Raw genomic sequence first — 16760 nt, 5'->3', positions numbered from 1 at the left:
GTCCGGCGGACTGTAAAATATTTTTTCCTGATTTTATGACGGGGATCTTCAGCCATGTTTCTGTGTTAACCGACCAGATAAGAGGCCGTCGCAGTGGCAATATACTCCTGATCCTGATTATGTAACTCTACCCGGCTGACGGCTATTTTGTTGCCGCCACGCAGCAGTTGTGCGGTCGCGGTAAAGATGTCGCCCCGGCCCGGACGCAGGTAATCGACGCGTAAATCGATTGTCCCCATCCTTGAAAGACGTTGCCTGAGCTCTTCTTCGCTGATCATGTCCTGCCGGGTCAGTGCGTAGTTGACGCACACCAGGCCTGCGGCAACATCCAGCACCGACGCAATGACGCCGCCATGCACTATTTTTTGCAGGGCATTACCGGTCAGTGACGGTCTGTTCGGCAAAATCAGGGTCGCCTGCTGATCGTCCAGGTGCTGTAGTGTCAGTCCCAGCGCCTGATTAAAAGGCATGCTGTTGACGAAAATTTCACTCACCAGCAAACGCGCCTGGTGTTGAGTCAGATAGCGAAGAGACATGTTTTACCTGCGGCTTGAAATTCATCTGAGCAGTTTTGCATTAATTCACATATTATGCTGTTCCTGTACACCTTTCCAGGTGAAGATTTGTGGCCTTTTTTGCGGGTTTTTATCTGTGATAGCGCCATGTTTGTTGTTTTTGACGTTAGGGTGAAGTGTATGCGTTTATGTTATTTATGGGCGGTGGTCGCTCTGTTATTCCCTGTACTGGTGCAGGCCGATGAGGCGACCATCAGTGATGTTCATGACAGTTCGGCGGTACGTGGCAGTATCATCGCGAATTTGCTCGAAAAACATGATAATGCATTTTTACTGTATCCGTATGAGAGCAATTATGTGATCTATACCGATACCAGTAATATGAATACTTCTGCGATCTCCAGCTATAGCTGGGCAGATAAAGCGAAAAAAGATGAATTAAAATTCCAGCTGAGCCTGGCGTTTCCTATCTGGCGCGGGATTGCCGGCGACAACTCTGTACTGGCGATGTCGTATACACAACGTTCCTGGTGGCAGATCTCTAATACCCGGGCATCATCACCTTTCCGTGAAACGAACTATGAACCACAACTCTTTGTCGGCTGGGCGACGGATTATCAGTTAGGTGACTGGACATTGCGCGACGTGGAGACGGGTTTCAACCATCAGTCTAATGGCCGCAGCGACCCGACGTCCCGAAGCTGGAACCGGGTATATGCCCGTTTGATGGCAAAAAATGGTAATATGCTGGCCGAGATTAAGCCCTGGTACCGTATCCCGGAAAGTGCGAACAGTGACGACAATCCGGATATTACTAAGTATATGGGCTATTACCGCGCAAAACTGGGGTATATGCTGGGCGACAGTATCTTCAGTGTTGAGGGTAACTATAACTGGAATAGCGGTTATGGCGGTGCATTGCTCGGTTGGAGTTATCCGCTGACCAACCATGTACGTTTCTATACCCAGGTATTCAGTGGCTATGGTGAATCTCTGATCGATTATAATCACCGTCAGACCCGGGTGGGTATCGGCTTTACGTTAAACGATTTATTCTGATTAATAAGTACAGGACATTTGTGACAACAACGGCAGTCATTCCGGCGCAGGAACAGGCAAAGCAGGTCCTGCAGGATATCTTTGGTTACCAGCAGTTCCGTCCGGGGCAGGAAGCGATAATCCATGCAGCTCTCGCCGGGCGGGATTGCCTGGTGATCATGCCCACCGGCGGCGGAAAATCCCTCTGTTATCAGATCCCCGCGCTGGTCAGCGAAGGGCTGACACTGGTGGTTTCGCCGCTGATCTCGCTGATGAAAGATCAGGTCGATCAGTTGCTGGCCAACGGGGTGATGGCGGCCAGCCTGAATTCCTCTCAGACCCGGGAAGAACAGCAGCAGATTTATGCTGACTGCCGGCAGGGACGGATAAAACTGCTCTATGTCGCGCCGGAACGGCTGATGATGGAAAGCTTTCTCGATGCACTGTCACAGTGGCAACCGGCGATGCTGGCGGTCGATGAAGCGCATTGTATTTCCCAGTGGGGTCATGACTTCCGTCCGGAGTATGGCGCCCTCGGGGGTCTGCGTCAGCGTTTTCCCGGCCTGCGGATCATGGCATTAACGGCCACGGCAGATAACGCCACCCGCCATGATATTCTGCGGCAATTGCAGCTTGATGACCCTCTGGTTCAGATCAGCAGTTTCGACCGCCCTAATATCCGCTATACCCTGCTGGAAAAATATAAACCCACCGAGCAGTTGCTGCGCTATGTGCAGGAGCAACGCGGAAAGAGTGGCATCATCTACTGCAACAGCCGGGCGAAGGTTGAAGATACCGCCGCCCGTTTGCAAAGCCGGGGGATCAGTGCCGGTGCTTATCATGCGGGGCTTGAGCCCGGGCAACGGGCCCATATTCAGGAGGCCTTTCAGCGCGATGACCTGCAGGTCGTGGTCGCGACGGTGGCTTTCGGGATGGGGATCAATAAACCGAATGTCCGGTTTGTGGTGCATTTTGATATCCCGCGTAATATCGAATCCTATTATCAGGAAACCGGGCGTGCCGGCAGGGACGGATTGCCCGCCGAAGCGATGATGCTCTATGACCCGGCAGATATGGCCTGGTTACGGCGCTGTCTGGATGAAAAACCCCCGGGTGCGATGCAGGATATCGAAAGGCATAAACTCAACGCCATGGGCGCATTCGCCGAAGCACAGACCTGCCGGCGTCTGGTGCTGCTTAATTATTTTGATGAGGGGCGGCAACAGCCCTGCGATAACTGCGATATCTGTCTGGATCCTCCCCGCCAGTATGACGGGCTGGTGGATGCGCAGAAAGCGCTATCGGCTATCTACCGTGCCGGGCAACGTTTCGGCATGGGCTACATCGTCGAGGTGATCCGCGGGGCAGCCAGTCAGCGTATCAAAGACCTGGGGCATGACCAACTGCCGGTGTATGGCATTGGTCGTGAACACTCCCATGAACACTGGGTGAGTGTGTTACGGCAATTGATCCATCTGGGTCTGGTGACCCAGAATATCAGCCAGCATTCGGCACTGCAGCTGACCGAGGCGGCCCGGCCGGTCCTACGGGGCGAGGCTTCGCTGATGCTGGCCGTACCGCGCATGATGGTGGCTAAACCGAGGCCCGGGATGAGCCGGGTTCCGGGCGGTAATTACGATCGCAAATTGTTTGCCAAACTCAGAAAATTACGCAAAACCATCGCCGATGAAGAAAGCGTTCCTCCGTATGTGGTGTTTAACGACGCGACGCTGATTGAAATGACGGAGTTACTCCCGGTCACAGCCTCAGAAATGCTGAGTGTGAATGGCATCGGGCAACGTAAACTGGAACGCTTTGGCCGGCCATTTATGCAGATGATTAAACAGCATCTCAGCGATCATTAACTTTTTTCTTATCTATCGACTATTTCAGGAGTGACCGGCATGCTGATGTCGTTTCTAACCCTGGCTCTGGTGCAGTTACTTGCGCTGATGAGCCCGGGTCCGGATTTCTTTTTTATTTCCCGGGCCGCGGTGACCCGTTCTCCCCGGGAAGCCCTGATGGGGGTGCTGGGCGTGACGATGGGCGTGGCTATCTGGGCTGCGGTGGCTTTACTGGGCTTAAACCTTCTGCTGGAAAAAATGGCCTGGCTGCACAAACTGATTATGGCCGGTGGCGGGTTATACCTGATCTGGATGGGCTGGCAGCTCCTGCGCTCTGCACGACGCCAGCATAAGCACCCGGCGTCAGAGATTCCGGCTGAGCTTGTGGTCACAGCACAGCAGGGGAAAACGTTCCTGCGCGGGTTACTGACCAATCTGTCGAACCCGAAAGTGGTTATCTATTTCGGCAGCGTCTTTTCACTGTTTGTCGGCGAGGATGCCAGTGCATTACAACGCGGGGGGATTTATGCCCTGATCCTGCTGGAGACGCTGGGCTGGTTTTTACTGGTCGCAACGGTGTTTGCGTTACCCTGGATGCGCCTGAAGTATCAGCAGATGGGCAAATGGCTGGATGGTGTGGGGGGCGTGCTGTTCACCGCGTTCGGCCTGCATCTGATACTGACCCGTTAATCGTGCCGGGCCTGCGTCATCTGCAGGCCCGGGAGTCACGTCAGATCCCTCGCCGGGCGGAGGCCAGCACGACGCCGATGGCAATAAAAACACTGCCAAAGATCCGGTTAAGCAGCTGCATCTGCCGGGGGCCTTTGATCCAGCGGGAAATCCGCGTCGCCAGCAGGGCGTACCCTTGCATCACCAGAATATCGACCGTGATGGTGGTCACTCCCAGCACCAGATACTGAAGGATCAGTGGCTGGTGCGGTAAAATAAACTGCGGAAACAGGGCGGCCAGGAAAACGATACTCTTAGGGTTAGTCAGATTTACCAGCAGAGCACGTTTATACACTTTGCCTTTTGACGTGACTTTCGCCACCGCATTCAGGTCAATAGCACCTTTGGTTCTCCACTGCTGGATCCCAAGCCAGATAAGATAAGCCGCACCGGCCCATTTCAGAATTTCAAACGCCAGCGTGGAGTGTGAAAACAATGCCCCCAGCCCGATCCCGACCAGAATAATGTGAATAGCCAGCCCGCTCTGCAGCCCGGCGATTGCAATCTGTGTTTTTTTATAGCCGTGGCTTATCCCGGTACTCATGGTGTTAATGGCACCGGACCCCGGGGAAAGGCTCAGCAGGGTAGTGGTCAGCAGGTAAGTGATCCACCATTCAAGGGTCATTGATATCGCTCCATTCATCAGCAGAAAAGCGATAGAATACGTTATAATCTCCGGCGACGATACTGTCATTGAATCGTTTGAGAGTGATGTGAAAACGCCGAAGGAAGAGTCATGAAACAGCTTACGCAACGCTGGTTGCACCGTGAAAAAGAGTTTTCGGCGTTTATAAACGGTCCCTTACTCCATTTCTGGCGCCGTCGTCAGGAAAAATCCTTTCAGGGTAAGGACGCACTGAAGATACGTTATGTCAGTTTTACGTCACCGAACCACCGCAGGGCTGTGCTGATTGCCCCGGGCCGGATTGAAAGTTACATCAAATATCCTGAAGTTGCCTACGATCTCTTCCAGTGTGGCTATGATGTTTTCATTATTGATCACCGCGGGCAGGGCCTTTCCGACAGGATGCTGGAAGACTCTCATCCCGGCCACGTAGAGAATTTTTCAGATTACGTGGATGATTTGGAAACCCTCTGTGAAAGAGAGCTGGCCGGCAGCCATTATCTGCAAAAGTTTGCGCTGGCACATTCCATGGGCGGCGCCATTCTGACATTGTTACTGCGGCGGCAACCTGAGCTATTTGATGCCGTCGCCTTAGTGGCTCCGATGTTTGGCATTGTCCTGCCGATGCCGGAGTGGATGGCAGAACGTATCCTTAACTGGACTGAGACCCGTACAGGATTACGGGAAGGTTTTGCCCTGGGAACCGGCCGCTGGCATGCCGCGCCGTTTGCAGTCAATACCCTGACGCACAGTCGTGTTCGCTATCAGCGTAATCTCCGGTTTTATGCGGATCTGCCGGCATTACAGGTGGGCGGCCCTACGGCTCACTGGGTGAGAGAGAGTATCAATGCCGGCCGTGAAATACTGCGCGATGCTGCACAGCTCACCACGCCGATGCTTATACTGCAAGCAGAGGAGGATCTGGTGGTAGAAAATCAGGCGCAGAATGACTTCTGTGCGGCAAGACGGCAGGCCGGTTTCCCGTGTGAAGGGGAAACACCGCAAATTATTCCGGGAGCCCGTCATGAAATATTATTCGAAAAAGACGAGATGCGCGCCCGGGCACTGAATTTTATTGTCAGTTATTTTGACCGTTTCAGGTCAGCTGAACACCCTGCTATGACACAATTACCTCCGGATATTCCGGCCTGATGCTAAAAAAAGAGGTTTTCATGTATCACATCGTCGCCTCCGACCTGGACGGAACGCTGCTTTCCCCCGATCATTCGCTTTCTGATTACACCCATGAAATTCTTCAGAAACTGACCCGTCAGGGCATCAACTTTGTGTTTGCGACCGGGCGGCATTATATCGATGTCGCACGGATGCGAAACAAGCTGGATATTGATGCATATATGATCACCTCTAATGGTGCCAGGGTACACGACACCGCAGGTAATCTGATCTTTGCTCATAATCTCGATCAGGACATCGCCCGCGATCTGTATGAGCTGCAATACTCGTCAGACACTATCCTGACTCAGCTTTACCGTAATGATGAATGGTACCTCAGCCGTGACAGCGAAAAAGAGAGCGCCTATGTGCGGGAATCCGGTTTCCGGTATCAGCTCTATCAGCCAGGGATGCTCGACACCGAAGGGATCAGTAAGGTCTTTTTCAGTGGAGATGATCATGAGGCGCTGACGGTACTTGAACAGGCCATCGCAGCCCGCTGGGGTGATCGTGTCAATGTGAGTTTCTCACTACCGACCTGTCTGGAGGTCATGGCCGGAGGGGTATCTAAAGGCCATGCGCTGGATGAGGTTGCACGGCGTCTTGGCAAGACCTTACAGGACTGTATCGCTTTTGGTGACGGGATGAACGATAAAGAGATGCTGAGTATGGCAGGCAAAGGCTGCATCATGAGTAATGCACATCAGCGCCTGATGGATGTATTGCCGGAGCTGGAAATTATCGGTAGTAATGCGGACGATGCCGTGCCGCATTATCTGCAGACACTCTATCGCGTGTAAATCGCAGCGGCAGGCCTCCCCGGCGAGTGAAAGACCGGTGAGGTACTGGCGGTCCTGATGTCTGGTGTCAGCGATGGCTGAGTCGCCGTTTGTGTCTTTTCTCACTGATTGTCGTCAGTCTCATTAATACTACAGTGAGTCCATCTTCGTCGATCATGAGTATAAATCCCCGTTCCCGGTCAACAACGTCGGCGGTATAACCGACGATGGCACTGGCAGCGACAGACCTGCCCGGATAACTCAATGCCAAACATTGATGTCAAAATAGGTGATTTTGCCGCAGTGTGATCCGGGAGTCAGCGCCCGGTGACGGATACCGGGCGCTATCCGTCGGGAGTTAGTTGTCCGCACCGTTCTTCAACGGCGCCGGAAAGGAAGCATCCCGGACAAAAGGCAGTTGCTCGCAGGCATGCTGGCGGGATGAGCGGATAAAGGCATCAATCACCGGCTGGCGTTGCTCTCCGTCACGGACGGCGGCATATAAACGGCTCCAGATCCCCTCGCCTGGCGTCCGGGTGACCACCAATTGCTGACGTTCAAAACTTTCAACTACCCAATGGGGCAGGGCGGCAATCCCCATCCTCGCGGCAACCATCTGGATCAGCAGCAGGGTATTATCCACGCTTTTCAGTGACGGACTGACCCCCGCCGGTTGCAGAAAATGACGCCAGATATCCATACGCTGACGTTGTACCGGGTAAATTAACAGCGTCTCATCGGCCAGATCTTCCGGGGTGATCACTGCCTTGCCGGCCAGGGGGTGGTCCGGCGCCATCACCAGCCTGACTTCAAAATCGAATAACGGGGAATAATGTAACCCGCTACGGGGCAGAATATCTGAGGTGAGTACGATATCCAGTTCCCCCTGTTGCAGCGCCGGCTGAGGGTCAAAGGTTACGCCGGATTTAAAATCCACGACGACCTGAGGCCAGCTGCTGCGAAAGTTATCCAGTGCCGGAGTCAGCCACTGGATACAACTGTGGCACTCAATAGCAATGCGTAATGTGGTCTGGTGCGGTTCATGGCATGCCTGCAGTGCCTGCTGGATTTGCGGCAGTACCTGCTCCGCCAGTTGCAGCAGAATTTCTCCCTGCGGGGTAAAGCGTAGCGGCTGGCTTTTACGGACAAATAACCGGAAGCCAAGACGTTGTTCCAGGTCACTGAACTGGTGAGACAGTGCTGACTGCGTCTGATGTAATTGTGCTGCGGCACCTGCCAGTGAGCCAGTCGTCCTGAGAGCCTGCAATGTTTTCAGGTGCTTAATCTCGATCATGAGAGACCTTCATGTGAAGTTGAATAATTTGCGCTTGTGGATATTACAGTACCTGCTGATTATAGATGTGTAAACATCTGGACGGCTAAACATCTGAAAAACATTCTCAGAGCTCCGAATGTACTGGCAGGCAACACTTTCTGCCTTGCCGGAAACGCCAGGATTGAGACAGATGTCCCTAAAAGCCTTTAACTGACAGGAATTGAATGCCATGACGATTCAGAACCACACTCTCGGATTTCCACGCGTCGGACTGCAGCGCGAACTGAAAAAAGCGCAGGAAAGCTACTGGGCGGGTAAATCCAGCCAGCAGGACTTACTGGAAACCGGCCGTGAACTGCGTGCCCGCCACTGGCAGCAGCAGAAAGACGCCGGTGTTGATATTGTTCCTGTCGGTGACTTTGCATGGTATGACCATGTACTGACCACCAGCCTGCTGCTGGGTAACGTGCCGGCACGTCACCGTAACGCAGACGGGTCTGTGGATCTGGATACCTTATTCCGTATCGGTCGTGGCCGTGCACCGACCGGCGAACCTGCAGCCGCTGCAGAAATGACCAAATGGTTTAACACCAACTATCACTACATGGTGCCGGAATTCACCCAGGGTCAGTCATTCAAACTGACATGGACGCAACTGCTGGACGAAGTGGATGAAGCGCAGGCACTGGGTCACAAAGTGAAACCCGTACTGCTGGGTCCTGTGACCTATCTGTGGCTGGGTAAAGTCAAAGGTGAGCAGTTTGACCGTTTATCTCTGCTGAACGATATCCTGCCGGTCTACCAGCAGGTGCTGGCAGAGCTTGCAAAACGTGGCGTTGAGTGGGTACAGATTGATGAACCTGCACTGTCACTGGAACTGCCTGCAGAATGGCTGGCAGCCTTCAAACCGGCTTACGATGCGCTGCAGGGACAAACCAAACTGCTGCTGACCACCTATTTTGACAGCATCGGTCAGAACCTGTCTGTGATCCGCGAACTGGCGGTGCAGGGGCTGCATGTTGACCTGGTACATGGCCGCGACGATATCCAGGCACTTAACGCACAATTACCGGAAGCGTGGTTACTGTCTGTCGGTGTGATTAACGGACGTAACGTCTGGCGTGCTGACCTGAGCCGCTGGTTTGAACGTCTGCAGCCTCTGGTGTCACAGCGTAAAAATCTGTGGATTGGTACATCCTGTTCACTGCTGCACAGCCCGATTGACCTGAGCACCGAAACCCGTTTGGATGAGGAAGTGAAAAGCTGGTTCTCATTCGCACTGCAAAAATGTGGTGAGTTGTCACTGCTGAGCACTGCACTGAATAATAACGACCCGGCATCGCTGGAAAGCTGGAGTGCGCCGATCCGTGCCCGTGAAAAATCTTCACGTGTCCACAACAGCGCGGTGGGTAATCGTCTGAAGGCGATCACTGCAAAAGACAGTCTGCGTCAGCACGACTATCAAACCCGTGCGAAAGCACAGCGTGAACGTTTCAATCTGCCGGCATGGCCTACCACCACCATCGGTTCATTCCCGCAGACGACTGAAATCCGTGGTCTGCGTCTGGACTTTAAACAGGGTCGTCTGGACGGTAACAATTACCGTACCGGGATCGCCGAACATATTAAACAGGCGATTGTTGAGCAGGAGCGTCTGGGTCTGGATGTTCTGGTTCACGGTGAAGCGGAACGTAACGACATGGTGGAATATTTCGGTGAGCACCTGGACGGTTTCGTCTTTACCCAGAATGGCTGGGTACAGAGCTACGGTTCACGTTGTGTGAAACCGCCGGTCATCATCGGTGATATCAGCCGTCCGGAAGCGATCACTGTCGAATGGGCTAAATATGCACAGTCGCTGACCGACAAGCCAGTAAAAGGCATGCTGACAGGTCCTGTGACTATCCTGTGCTGGTCATTCCCGCGTGAAGATGTGAGCCGTGAAGTGATTGCTAAGCAGATCGCATTAGCCTTACGTGACGAAGTGGAAGATCTGGAAAAAGCCGGTATCGGTATCATCCAGATTGATGAACCGGCCCTGCGTGAAGGTCTGCCTCTGCATCAGTCTGACTGGGCGGCGTATCTGGAGTGGGCGGTTGATGCCTTCCGTCTGAATGCTGCGGTCGCGCAGGATGATACCCAGATCCATACTCACATGTGTTACTGCGAGTTCAACGACATCATGGACTCGATTGCAGCCCTGGATGCGGACGTTATTACGATTGAAACGTCACGTTCAGATATGGAACTGCTGGAGTCTTTCAAAGAGTTCGAGTATCCGAATGAAATCGGTCCGGGTGTTTACGATATTCACTCACCGAACGTCCCTGATGTGGCGTACATGGAAAACCTGTTACGCAAAGCGGCACAACGTGTTCCGGTAGAACGTCTGTGGGTTAACCCGGATTGTGGCCTGAAAACCCGCGGCTGGCCTGAAACGCGTCAGGCACTGGCCAACATGGTTGAAGCAGCGAAAAATCTGCGTGGCGAATCTGCCTGAGTAATGAAGTAATAATCTGGTGTTGAACGTTTTGGGGCACATACACTGTGCCCCTTTTTTTGTCCGTAAAATAGTGCCCCCCGGGCGACAGGATCCAGGGGGGCGTCTCCGGCCCGGGAGACGGGAGTATCGTCACGGTGCTGGCCGGGGATAACGTCGTCCAGCAATGGCACGGGATTAAGAGCAGATCGATGGGGCTTCTGCCAGGCATTGAATAACAGAATAATTCACGGGTACCGGTCAACGACGGGGAGCGGTCAAACGGTAGCCACTTCCGGGCGCGTAACGCATTGCAATATCGGTGGCTAACCGCGGACCGGGCCCGGTGAAGTGAGGACGGCAACCCGGTCTGGCGCAGCAGGCAGAGCAGGGTAAAGTGACGTTCGGGCACAGAAGCTGTGCCCGTCAGGCAATGAAAGCCAGCAGGAGGTCGTGAGAACTCAGAGGGTGAGAAAGACTCTGTCAGCGACCTTTCTTTTTACGTCCCGGCTGCGTAAAACGTTTACGGGACGAGGTATTCCCGGCCGTTTTCGCGCCACCCCCCGGGGGAGCAACCGCAGGCCGTCTGACGGCGCCTGGTGCGGCGGTCGCCGGTTTTTTGGCAGGGGAGGCTTTCGACTGCCCGCTTTTTTTCTGTTCGGCGGGGGCCAGAGAGGAAGAGTTCTCAAGCAGCCGGAATAAGTCGATGAGCTCGTCATCGGTCAAATCACGCCATTCCCCCTGCGGCAGTCCTTTCAGGCTGACGTTCATAATCCGGGTGCGTTCGAGTTTGGTGACTTCATAACCGAAATGCTTACACATTCTGCGGATCTGGCGGTTCAGCCCCTGTACCAGGGTGATGCGAAACACCATCGGGGCTTCTCTCGAGACCTTACACTTCTTCGTTACGGTACCCAGCATTGGCACGCCGGCCGCCATCCCGCGAATAAATTCATCGGTGACCGGTTTATTCACCGTGACCACATACTCTTTTTCGTGATCGTTACCGGCCCGTAAGATCTTATTCACCAGATCCCCGTGGTTGGTCAGAAAAATCAGGCCCTGGGAATCTTTATCCAGCCGGCCTATCGGGAAGACGCGTTTACTGTGGTTGACGAAATCAACGATATTGTCTTTTTCGTTTTCTTCCGTTGTACTGATGATCCCTACCGGCTTATTCAGCGCAATCAGTACCAGGTCTTCTTCATCACGGGGTTCGATCAACTGACCATTCACCCTGACCACATCTCCGGCGTACACCTGCGCGCCCACCGCGGCACGTTTACCGTTAATAAAAACATTTCCCTGTTCAATATAGCGGTCGGCATCGCGGCGTGAGCAGATACCGCTCTCGCTGATATATTTATTCAGGCGAATGGATGAGTTGGACAGCATGAATTCTCCGAAAAAAGCGGACTATACCTCAGCCTGCCGGTGCTTAAAACAGGAGATCGCATACAAATGATGGATCGATCGCCTGTCAGACTTCGACAGGCTTCCGGCAGTCCCTGAAAAGTGTAGGGTTCCGGCGTGACTGCATGTCTCAGGCCGGTTTTTTTCTGGCCGGTTTTTGCAGCTCTTTTTGTGTCGCGCAGGCCAGGATATTGCCTTTTTTACATCCCTTACGTGCATACTGCAATGCTTTGCGGCTATTCTTGTCTACGCCGCGGCCGAAACGGTACATATTTGCCAGATAGAGCATGGCATTGCCATCTCCGGCCTGGGCGCCTTTTTCATACCAGCGGTGAGCTTCGCTATAACTTTGTGTCACGCCATAGCCATTTTCGTACAGATGACCGATAGCCTGCGGGGCTTCGGGAGCATTCAGCGCCAGGGCTTTCTGATAGAAATCCATCGCACGGGTATAATTATCACCGCCGCGTAACTCATAGATTGAGCCGGCCGAAATACAGTCTTCCGCCACTTTGCCCTGATCACACTGCTGAATGTGTGACTGTAGGATTTTTTCAGACTGACGGTCCTGTAAACTTTCATGCCCCCGGGGCCAGATCCCGTCGAAAAAGTGCCCCATAGTACTGCAGCCGGTCAGATTAAGCGTGATCACTGCAATGCAGAGCGTAAGGGTTTTTTTCATAATACATTCCTGTCCGTGCCCGTAAAAAGAAACCCTGTGTTTTTCACAGGGGCAGGGAGCCATGCCCGATACCTTCTCAGTTTATCCTCTCTGCCGGCAGCATGTATCAGCGTCTGTCTGAATTTCAGACAATGACGCATATCAGGTAAGCGTCGCGGGATCACGGCCCCCGGGGGCCGGGTCCGCTGGCGACAGATAGCGTTGAAACCAGGCCAGCATCTGCTGCTGTAGCCCGGTGGACTGGCCGGCTGCCGGAACCGGCCATGCGCTGGCGGTCTCCGGACAGATAATCAGCTCTCCCGGCTGACCGGCAGCCTTCAGCGCCTGGCGCATTAGTGCAATTTCTTCGTGAGTGATAGCGGTATCCTGTGCGCCATAGAGTCCCAGTACCGGCGCCGTCAGCTTTCCGGCTGCATCCAGCGGTGTCAGCGGCTGCTGAAGACTGATTGCCGGGCGCAGTGGTGCATTCCAGACGACGGCTGCCCGAAGTTGCGGGTTATGGGCCGCATACAGCCAGCCGATACGCCCTCCCTGCCCGAAACCGGTCAGGCCCAGCCGGCGTAAATCCCCGCCATGGCCGACGGCCTGGTTAGCCACAAAGTCCAGAGCAGAAAAAATCTGGTTATCTGTCAGAGTACCGGCGTCTGGTGTTTCTGTCTGCTGGCCGGCGAACAGCGCCGGAGCAAATGCCAGATAGCCGGCCTCCGCCAGCTGACGACATATTGCATGCAGCATCTCTTCATTGACCAGAGGGTCATACACGACCAGGATAATGGGCAGCGGTTCGCTGTGCTGTTCAGGGCTAGCCATCAGTACTGTCGAAACAAGGCTATTCCCGGAGTGCCTGCCTGCCGGTAAAGGGGTGTCTTGCCCGGCAAATGTGAGCTGGCGGATAAGGGTCGTCATGAAAACCTCCAACGGATTGATGGGGTGAGCACTCATCTCTTTTGACAAAGTATAGCGTTCAGGTTGGAATGCGACCCGGACTTCCCCGCAGCGGAAGTCCTTAAGAGCAGAATGACGGGTAATTACGGCCGGATGACAACACCTTGTATTTTCCGATTGTTCAGTGCAAATGCATTACGCATTTTTCCGGTGCTGTAGAGACAGTCCAGTTGCAATGAGTGCAGCTGTGCCAGCGTTTGTTCCCGGGTAAACCTGGACTGATAAATCTCCTGCTCTACGTTCAGCAAATCAAGAAGCGGACGAGTCCCTAGCTGTAAATATTGTTGCTCGTACAGGTCGCGGGTTTTTTCACCTAACGTTTCCTGCCTTTCCTGAACACTTAATGTCTGGTAAAGGTTCAGGGCCTGCTCCTGAGATTCTGTTAGCTTCTGGTCTGCTTCCAGCTGTGCGAGGCGAATGGCTGCACGCGCGGACTCAAGTGTTTGTATTGCCGCATCACGACTGGCAGTAAGGCCGCCTCCCTGATACAACGGCATTTCAAGTTTAACCCAGGCTGAATATTGGGTCTTATTCAGGTCCCGGCTGTCTGAGTAGTTATTATTCAGATAATGTGTCACCTGAGGTTCCAGAGACAGTGTCGGTCTCATCTGAGCATTAGCATTATCCAGGTCAGCCTGAGCCTGATTTCTTTGCGCGAAAGCGGCCAGAACCGAAGGGATTTCCCGGTAATCAATTTGCCGGACATTACAGGCGTCGGTCAGTGCAGAAGGGAGGGTATCCGCAACCTGGCTCACAGGACCGGTTCCCATATCCGTTGCGAGTGTTGCCCGCCAGCGCTGCAGAGCTGACTGGTATTGCATCAGGGTGGCTCTGGCCCCTTCAATACGGGTATTGGTTTGTACTACATCAGATAACGAACTTGCCCCGGCAGTATTGCGTTGCTGAATCAGGGTGCCGATATGTTGTAACGCGGAGAGTTGCTGTTGTGCAATAGTGACCAGCTTTTGATAGCCCTGAACCTGAACAACTGCACTGGCAGTATCATGAGCCACCTGGTCGATACTTACCATCACATTGGCTTGCTGCTGAGCTAACCCAGCATTCGCGGCCCTGACTGAACTCGATACCTTTCCAAAATCATAAAGCATCTGAGAAACGGACAGCACCAGCGAAGGAGAATAGCCTGCGTTGACGTAACTGTTTGAGTAGCCATTATTCATACCCGCGCTGACCTGAGGATAGTATTTGGCTTTTGCCTGATCCACTTTAGCCGCTTGCTGGAACAATTTACCCACAGCCTGGCCGATGGCCGGGTGCCATTGTTCCGCTTGCTGGACGGCATAATTCATATCCGGGATGCCGGAGGCCGGAGGCGGTAGTGTGTTTGTAATGGTATCACTGAGGTCGGGTAATGATTGTTGGTCTTCAAGGGCTTGTGTATTTATATCTCCGGCCGTGGCTGCAGTATCTGCCTGCGCCTTAAATATCGTTACTGTTGTCATCAGGAAAAGAGGAGATAATACTCTTAAAATTAGGTGCTTACTTGATTTCATTGATTTATACCTATTATTACTTAAGCACAACTTTGTTTAAATTATCTATGCAACTATAAATTCTAACGACGTGATACATTTGCGCATTGTTAACGCAGACAGTATGGCGTACGAAAGAAATCACCACTCTATGTTGTATTTTCAAGCCTGTATCAGAACCTTTACCGGGTTCAGCATAGCACCTTCTTACTTAAAAAAAATACATGCACTTTTAACTGAAGGCCAGTGTATTCGTTCTGATGATGATTGTTTTTCCTTTTTCACTTATGTTTTTCTATTGTTTTTTTATTGTTTTATTTGTGTTAATTAAACCCCATTTAGTTATAAATTACCTGCGTGATACCTATAAAATAAATCAATAACAATAGGTAATAACTATCAGGATGCCCTGCTATTTTATATTACCCGTGTTGTATATTATTCTGACTTTGCCTACTCTATATGTAATTTATCTTAATAATCACTCAATAGTATTATCCTGGGTGACATTACCTTCCTGAACAGTGAAAAAATTATCTAAATATGAAAAACTTATCTCTTTCAACAGCTGTTGTGATCAACAAAAGTGATGGATTATCAAAAAGTGTTAACATTGATAATCTGGTCCTGTCAGGGTCGTCAGTCGTTAAACTGCATATTGATCCTGCAACTGTTAGATCATTTGAACGGCATGGAAATGATTTAACAATTGTAATTAACGACGGGCATCGTATTGTCATTAAAAACTTTTTTGTCCATGAGAATGATTCACACCGTAATGAATTAATTCTTGAGGATGGTGCAGGGGTTTATTGGTGGGGGCAATACACTTCGCCCTGGACATCTTTTACCTTCACCGAAATTGAATGGCATGATGGCTTACCTATTTTTGCTGGTCTTGCCGGGGCAGGTTTGCTGGGCCTTGCTGCATTGCTTGCAGGGGGTCATGGACACAGTGATCACGGAGGGGCAGAGAGCGGGCATTCCTCAGCGCCCCTGACTGCCACTGCACAACCGCTATCAACGAATAAAGGCACCGCTGTTGGAGGGAAAATTACGGTTCAGGATCCCGACACTGATGCGATTAGATATACGCTGGACATTAAGCCTTCTCACGGCACGGTTGAACTGCATAACGATGGCAGCTACACCTTTACACCGGCTTCAGGTTTCTCGGGGCAGGACTCTTTTACCGTTTTAGTCCGGGATGCTAATGGTGCGACCGTCCCTGTCAATATTCCGGTTACCGTAAATGTCGGTGCCGTTGATGATATGGCTGTCGTAAAAGAGAACACCCCGGTGAGCGGTAATGTGCTGAGTAATGACACGGATAAAGAAAGTGATCCGGTGAAGGTAACGCAGTTCACGGTCGACAGGCAGACACTGAAAGCCGGTGAAACCGCCACGATCAGCGGTGTCGGCACCCTGACCATCGGCAGTGACGGGGCGTACACTTTTACCCCAGTGAGCGGCTATACCGGGGCGGTACCGTCCGCGACCTATACCATTACCGACGGACATACTTCCTCTTCAGCCACCCTGAGTTTCAGTGCCATCAACACCCCGCCGGTGGCCAGTAATGACACGGCAACCGCGCAGGAAAATACCCCGGTCAGCGGTAATGTGCTGACCAACGACACCGATAAAGACGGCGACACCCTCACGGTGACGCAGTTCACGGTCGACGGGCAGACGGTGACCGCGGGGCAGACCGCCACGATCAGCGGTGTCGGTACCCTGACCATCGGCAGCGACGGGGCGTACACCTT

Annotated in this window: 14 protein-coding genes; 7 read left to right on the top strand and 7 right to left on the bottom strand. The window is 52.7% G+C overall.

From position 1 onward, the window contains the following. Positions 1–65: 65 nt before the first annotated feature. Positions 66–536: a thioesterase family protein gene (locus ABD035_RS11650; RefSeq protein WP_212715078.1), complete on the bottom strand. Its 471-nt coding sequence runs from the start codon at positions 534–536 to the stop codon at positions 66–68. 159 nt (positions 537–695) lie between these two features. Between ABD035_RS11650 and pldA the strand changes: the two genes are divergently transcribed. The 3 genes from pldA to rhtC are packed head-to-tail and all read left to right on the top strand — an operon-like array spanning position 696 to position 4087. Further along, positions 696–1574: a phospholipase A gene (gene pldA, locus ABD035_RS11645; RefSeq protein ID WP_343870347.1), complete on the top strand. Its 879-nt coding sequence runs from the start codon at positions 696–698 to the stop codon at positions 1572–1574. 20 nt (positions 1575–1594) lie between these two features. Next, complete coding sequence (recQ, locus tag ABD035_RS11640; protein WP_212715076.1) at positions 1595–3418, top strand: ATP-dependent DNA helicase RecQ; 1824 nt, start codon at positions 1595–1597, stop codon at positions 3416–3418. Between the two features lie 39 nt (positions 3419–3457). Continuing rightward, complete coding sequence (gene rhtC, locus ABD035_RS11635) at positions 3458–4087, top strand: threonine export protein RhtC (protein WP_343870344.1); 630 nt, start codon at positions 3458–3460, stop codon at positions 4085–4087. A 40-nt stretch (positions 4088–4127) separates the two neighbouring features. Here rhtC and rhtB read toward each other — a convergent pair whose 3' ends face one another. Continuing rightward, positions 4128–4751 carry a homoserine/homoserine lactone efflux protein gene (gene rhtB, locus ABD035_RS11630; protein WP_343870342.1) on the bottom strand — a complete coding sequence of 208 codons (624 nt, stop codon included), beginning with the start codon at positions 4749–4751 and terminating at the stop codon, positions 4128–4130. Positions 4752–4862: 111 nt separating this feature from the next. Between rhtB and pldB the strand changes: the two genes are divergently transcribed. Continuing rightward, positions 4863–5903, top strand: coding sequence for a lysophospholipase L2 (gene pldB / locus ABD035_RS11625; protein WP_343870340.1), 1041 nt, complete (start codon positions 4863–4865; stop codon positions 5901–5903). Between the two features lie 20 nt (positions 5904–5923). Then, on the top strand, positions 5924–6724 hold the full coding sequence (gene yigL / locus ABD035_RS11620; RefSeq protein ID WP_343870401.1) for a sugar/pyridoxal phosphate phosphatase YigL: 801 nt from the start codon (positions 5924–5926) through the stop codon (positions 6722–6724). A gap of 337 nt (positions 6725–7061) precedes the next feature. On the opposite strand, the gene metR is transcribed toward yigL, so the two are convergent. Further along, positions 7062–7997: an HTH-type transcriptional regulator MetR gene (gene metR / locus ABD035_RS11615; protein WP_343870338.1), complete on the bottom strand. Its 936-nt coding sequence runs from the start codon at positions 7995–7997 to the stop codon at positions 7062–7064. Between the two features lie 211 nt (positions 7998–8208). Between metR and metE the strand changes: the two genes are divergently transcribed. Continuing rightward, positions 8209–10479 (top strand): 5-methyltetrahydropteroyltriglutamate--homocysteine S-methyltransferase, encoded by a 2271-nt coding sequence (gene metE / locus ABD035_RS11610; protein ID WP_343870336.1) that lies wholly within the window; start codon positions 8209–8211, stop codon positions 10477–10479. Positions 10480–10941: 462 nt separating this feature from the next. Here the strand turns inward: metE and rluF are convergent, their stop codons facing one another. The 4 genes from rluF to ABD035_RS11590 all read right to left on the bottom strand — a co-directional run bounded on the left by rluF (position 10942) and on the right by ABD035_RS11590 (position 14961). After that, a complete protein-coding gene (gene rluF, locus ABD035_RS11605) occupies positions 10942–11853 on the bottom strand; it encodes a 23S rRNA pseudouridine(2604) synthase RluF (protein ID WP_343870334.1) in 912 nt (303 codons plus the stop codon). 148 nt (positions 11854–12001) lie between these two features. Then, positions 12002–12553 (bottom strand): tetratricopeptide repeat protein, encoded by a 552-nt coding sequence (locus ABD035_RS11600; RefSeq protein WP_343870332.1) that lies wholly within the window; start codon positions 12551–12553, stop codon positions 12002–12004. 141 nt (positions 12554–12694) lie between these two features. Beyond that, entirely contained in the window at positions 12695–13459 is a 765-nt protein-coding gene (locus ABD035_RS11595) for a dienelactone hydrolase family protein (RefSeq protein WP_343870330.1), read from the bottom strand. Positions 13460–13581: 122 nt separating this feature from the next. Further along, entirely contained in the window at positions 13582–14961 is a 1380-nt protein-coding gene (locus tag ABD035_RS11590; protein ID WP_343870328.1) for a TolC family outer membrane protein, read from the bottom strand. A gap of 573 nt (positions 14962–15534) precedes the next feature. On the opposite strand from ABD035_RS11590, the gene ABD035_RS11585 reads away from it, so the two are divergent. Continuing rightward, positions 15535–16760 (top strand): Ig-like domain-containing protein (locus ABD035_RS11585; RefSeq protein ID WP_343870326.1); only part of this gene is annotated, 1226 nt, incomplete at its 3' end.

This window comes from Tatumella terrea (assembly GCF_039523755.1).
Classification (GTDB): Bacteria; Pseudomonadota; Gammaproteobacteria; order Enterobacterales; family Enterobacteriaceae; genus Tatumella; species Tatumella terrea.
The sequence above is the reverse complement of the archived record's forward strand: the minus strand, read 5'-3'. Positions and strand labels throughout refer to the sequence as shown.

Coding starts and splice junctions, on each gene's coding strand:
- ABD035_RS11600 (WP_343870332.1), bottom strand. CDS start 12,553: ATGAAAAAAACCCTTACGCTCTGCATTGCAGTGATCACGCTTAATCTG.
- ABD035_RS11595 (WP_343870330.1), bottom strand. CDS start 13,459: ATGACGACCCTTATCCGCCAGCTCACATTTGCCGGGCAAGACACCCCT.
- pldA (WP_343870347.1), top strand. CDS start 696: ATGCGTTTATGTTATTTATGGGCGGTGGTCGCTCTGTTATTCCCTGTA.
- ABD035_RS11590 (WP_343870328.1), bottom strand. CDS start 14,961: ATGACAACAGTAACGATATTTAAGGCGCAGGCAGATACTGCAGCCACG.
- rhtB (WP_343870342.1), bottom strand. CDS start 4,751: ATGACCCTTGAATGGTGGATCACTTACCTGCTGACCACTACCCTGCTG.
- metR (WP_343870338.1), bottom strand. CDS start 7,997: ATGATCGAGATTAAGCACCTGAAAACATTGCAGGCTCTCAGGACGACT.
- rhtC (WP_343870344.1), top strand. CDS start 3,458: ATGCTGATGTCGTTTCTAACCCTGGCTCTGGTGCAGTTACTTGCGCTG.
- pldB (WP_343870340.1), top strand. CDS start 4,863: ATGAAACAGCTTACGCAACGCTGGTTGCACCGTGAAAAAGAGTTTTCG.
- yigL (WP_343870401.1), top strand. CDS start 5,924: ATGTATCACATCGTCGCCTCCGACCTGGACGGAACGCTGCTTTCCCCC.
- ABD035_RS11650 (WP_212715078.1), bottom strand. CDS start 536: ATGTCTCTTCGCTATCTGACTCAACACCAGGCGCGTTTGCTGGTGAGT.
- metE (WP_343870336.1), top strand. CDS start 8,209: ATGACGATTCAGAACCACACTCTCGGATTTCCACGCGTCGGACTGCAG.
- rluF (WP_343870334.1), bottom strand. CDS start 11,853: ATGCTGTCCAACTCATCCATTCGCCTGAATAAATATATCAGCGAGAGC.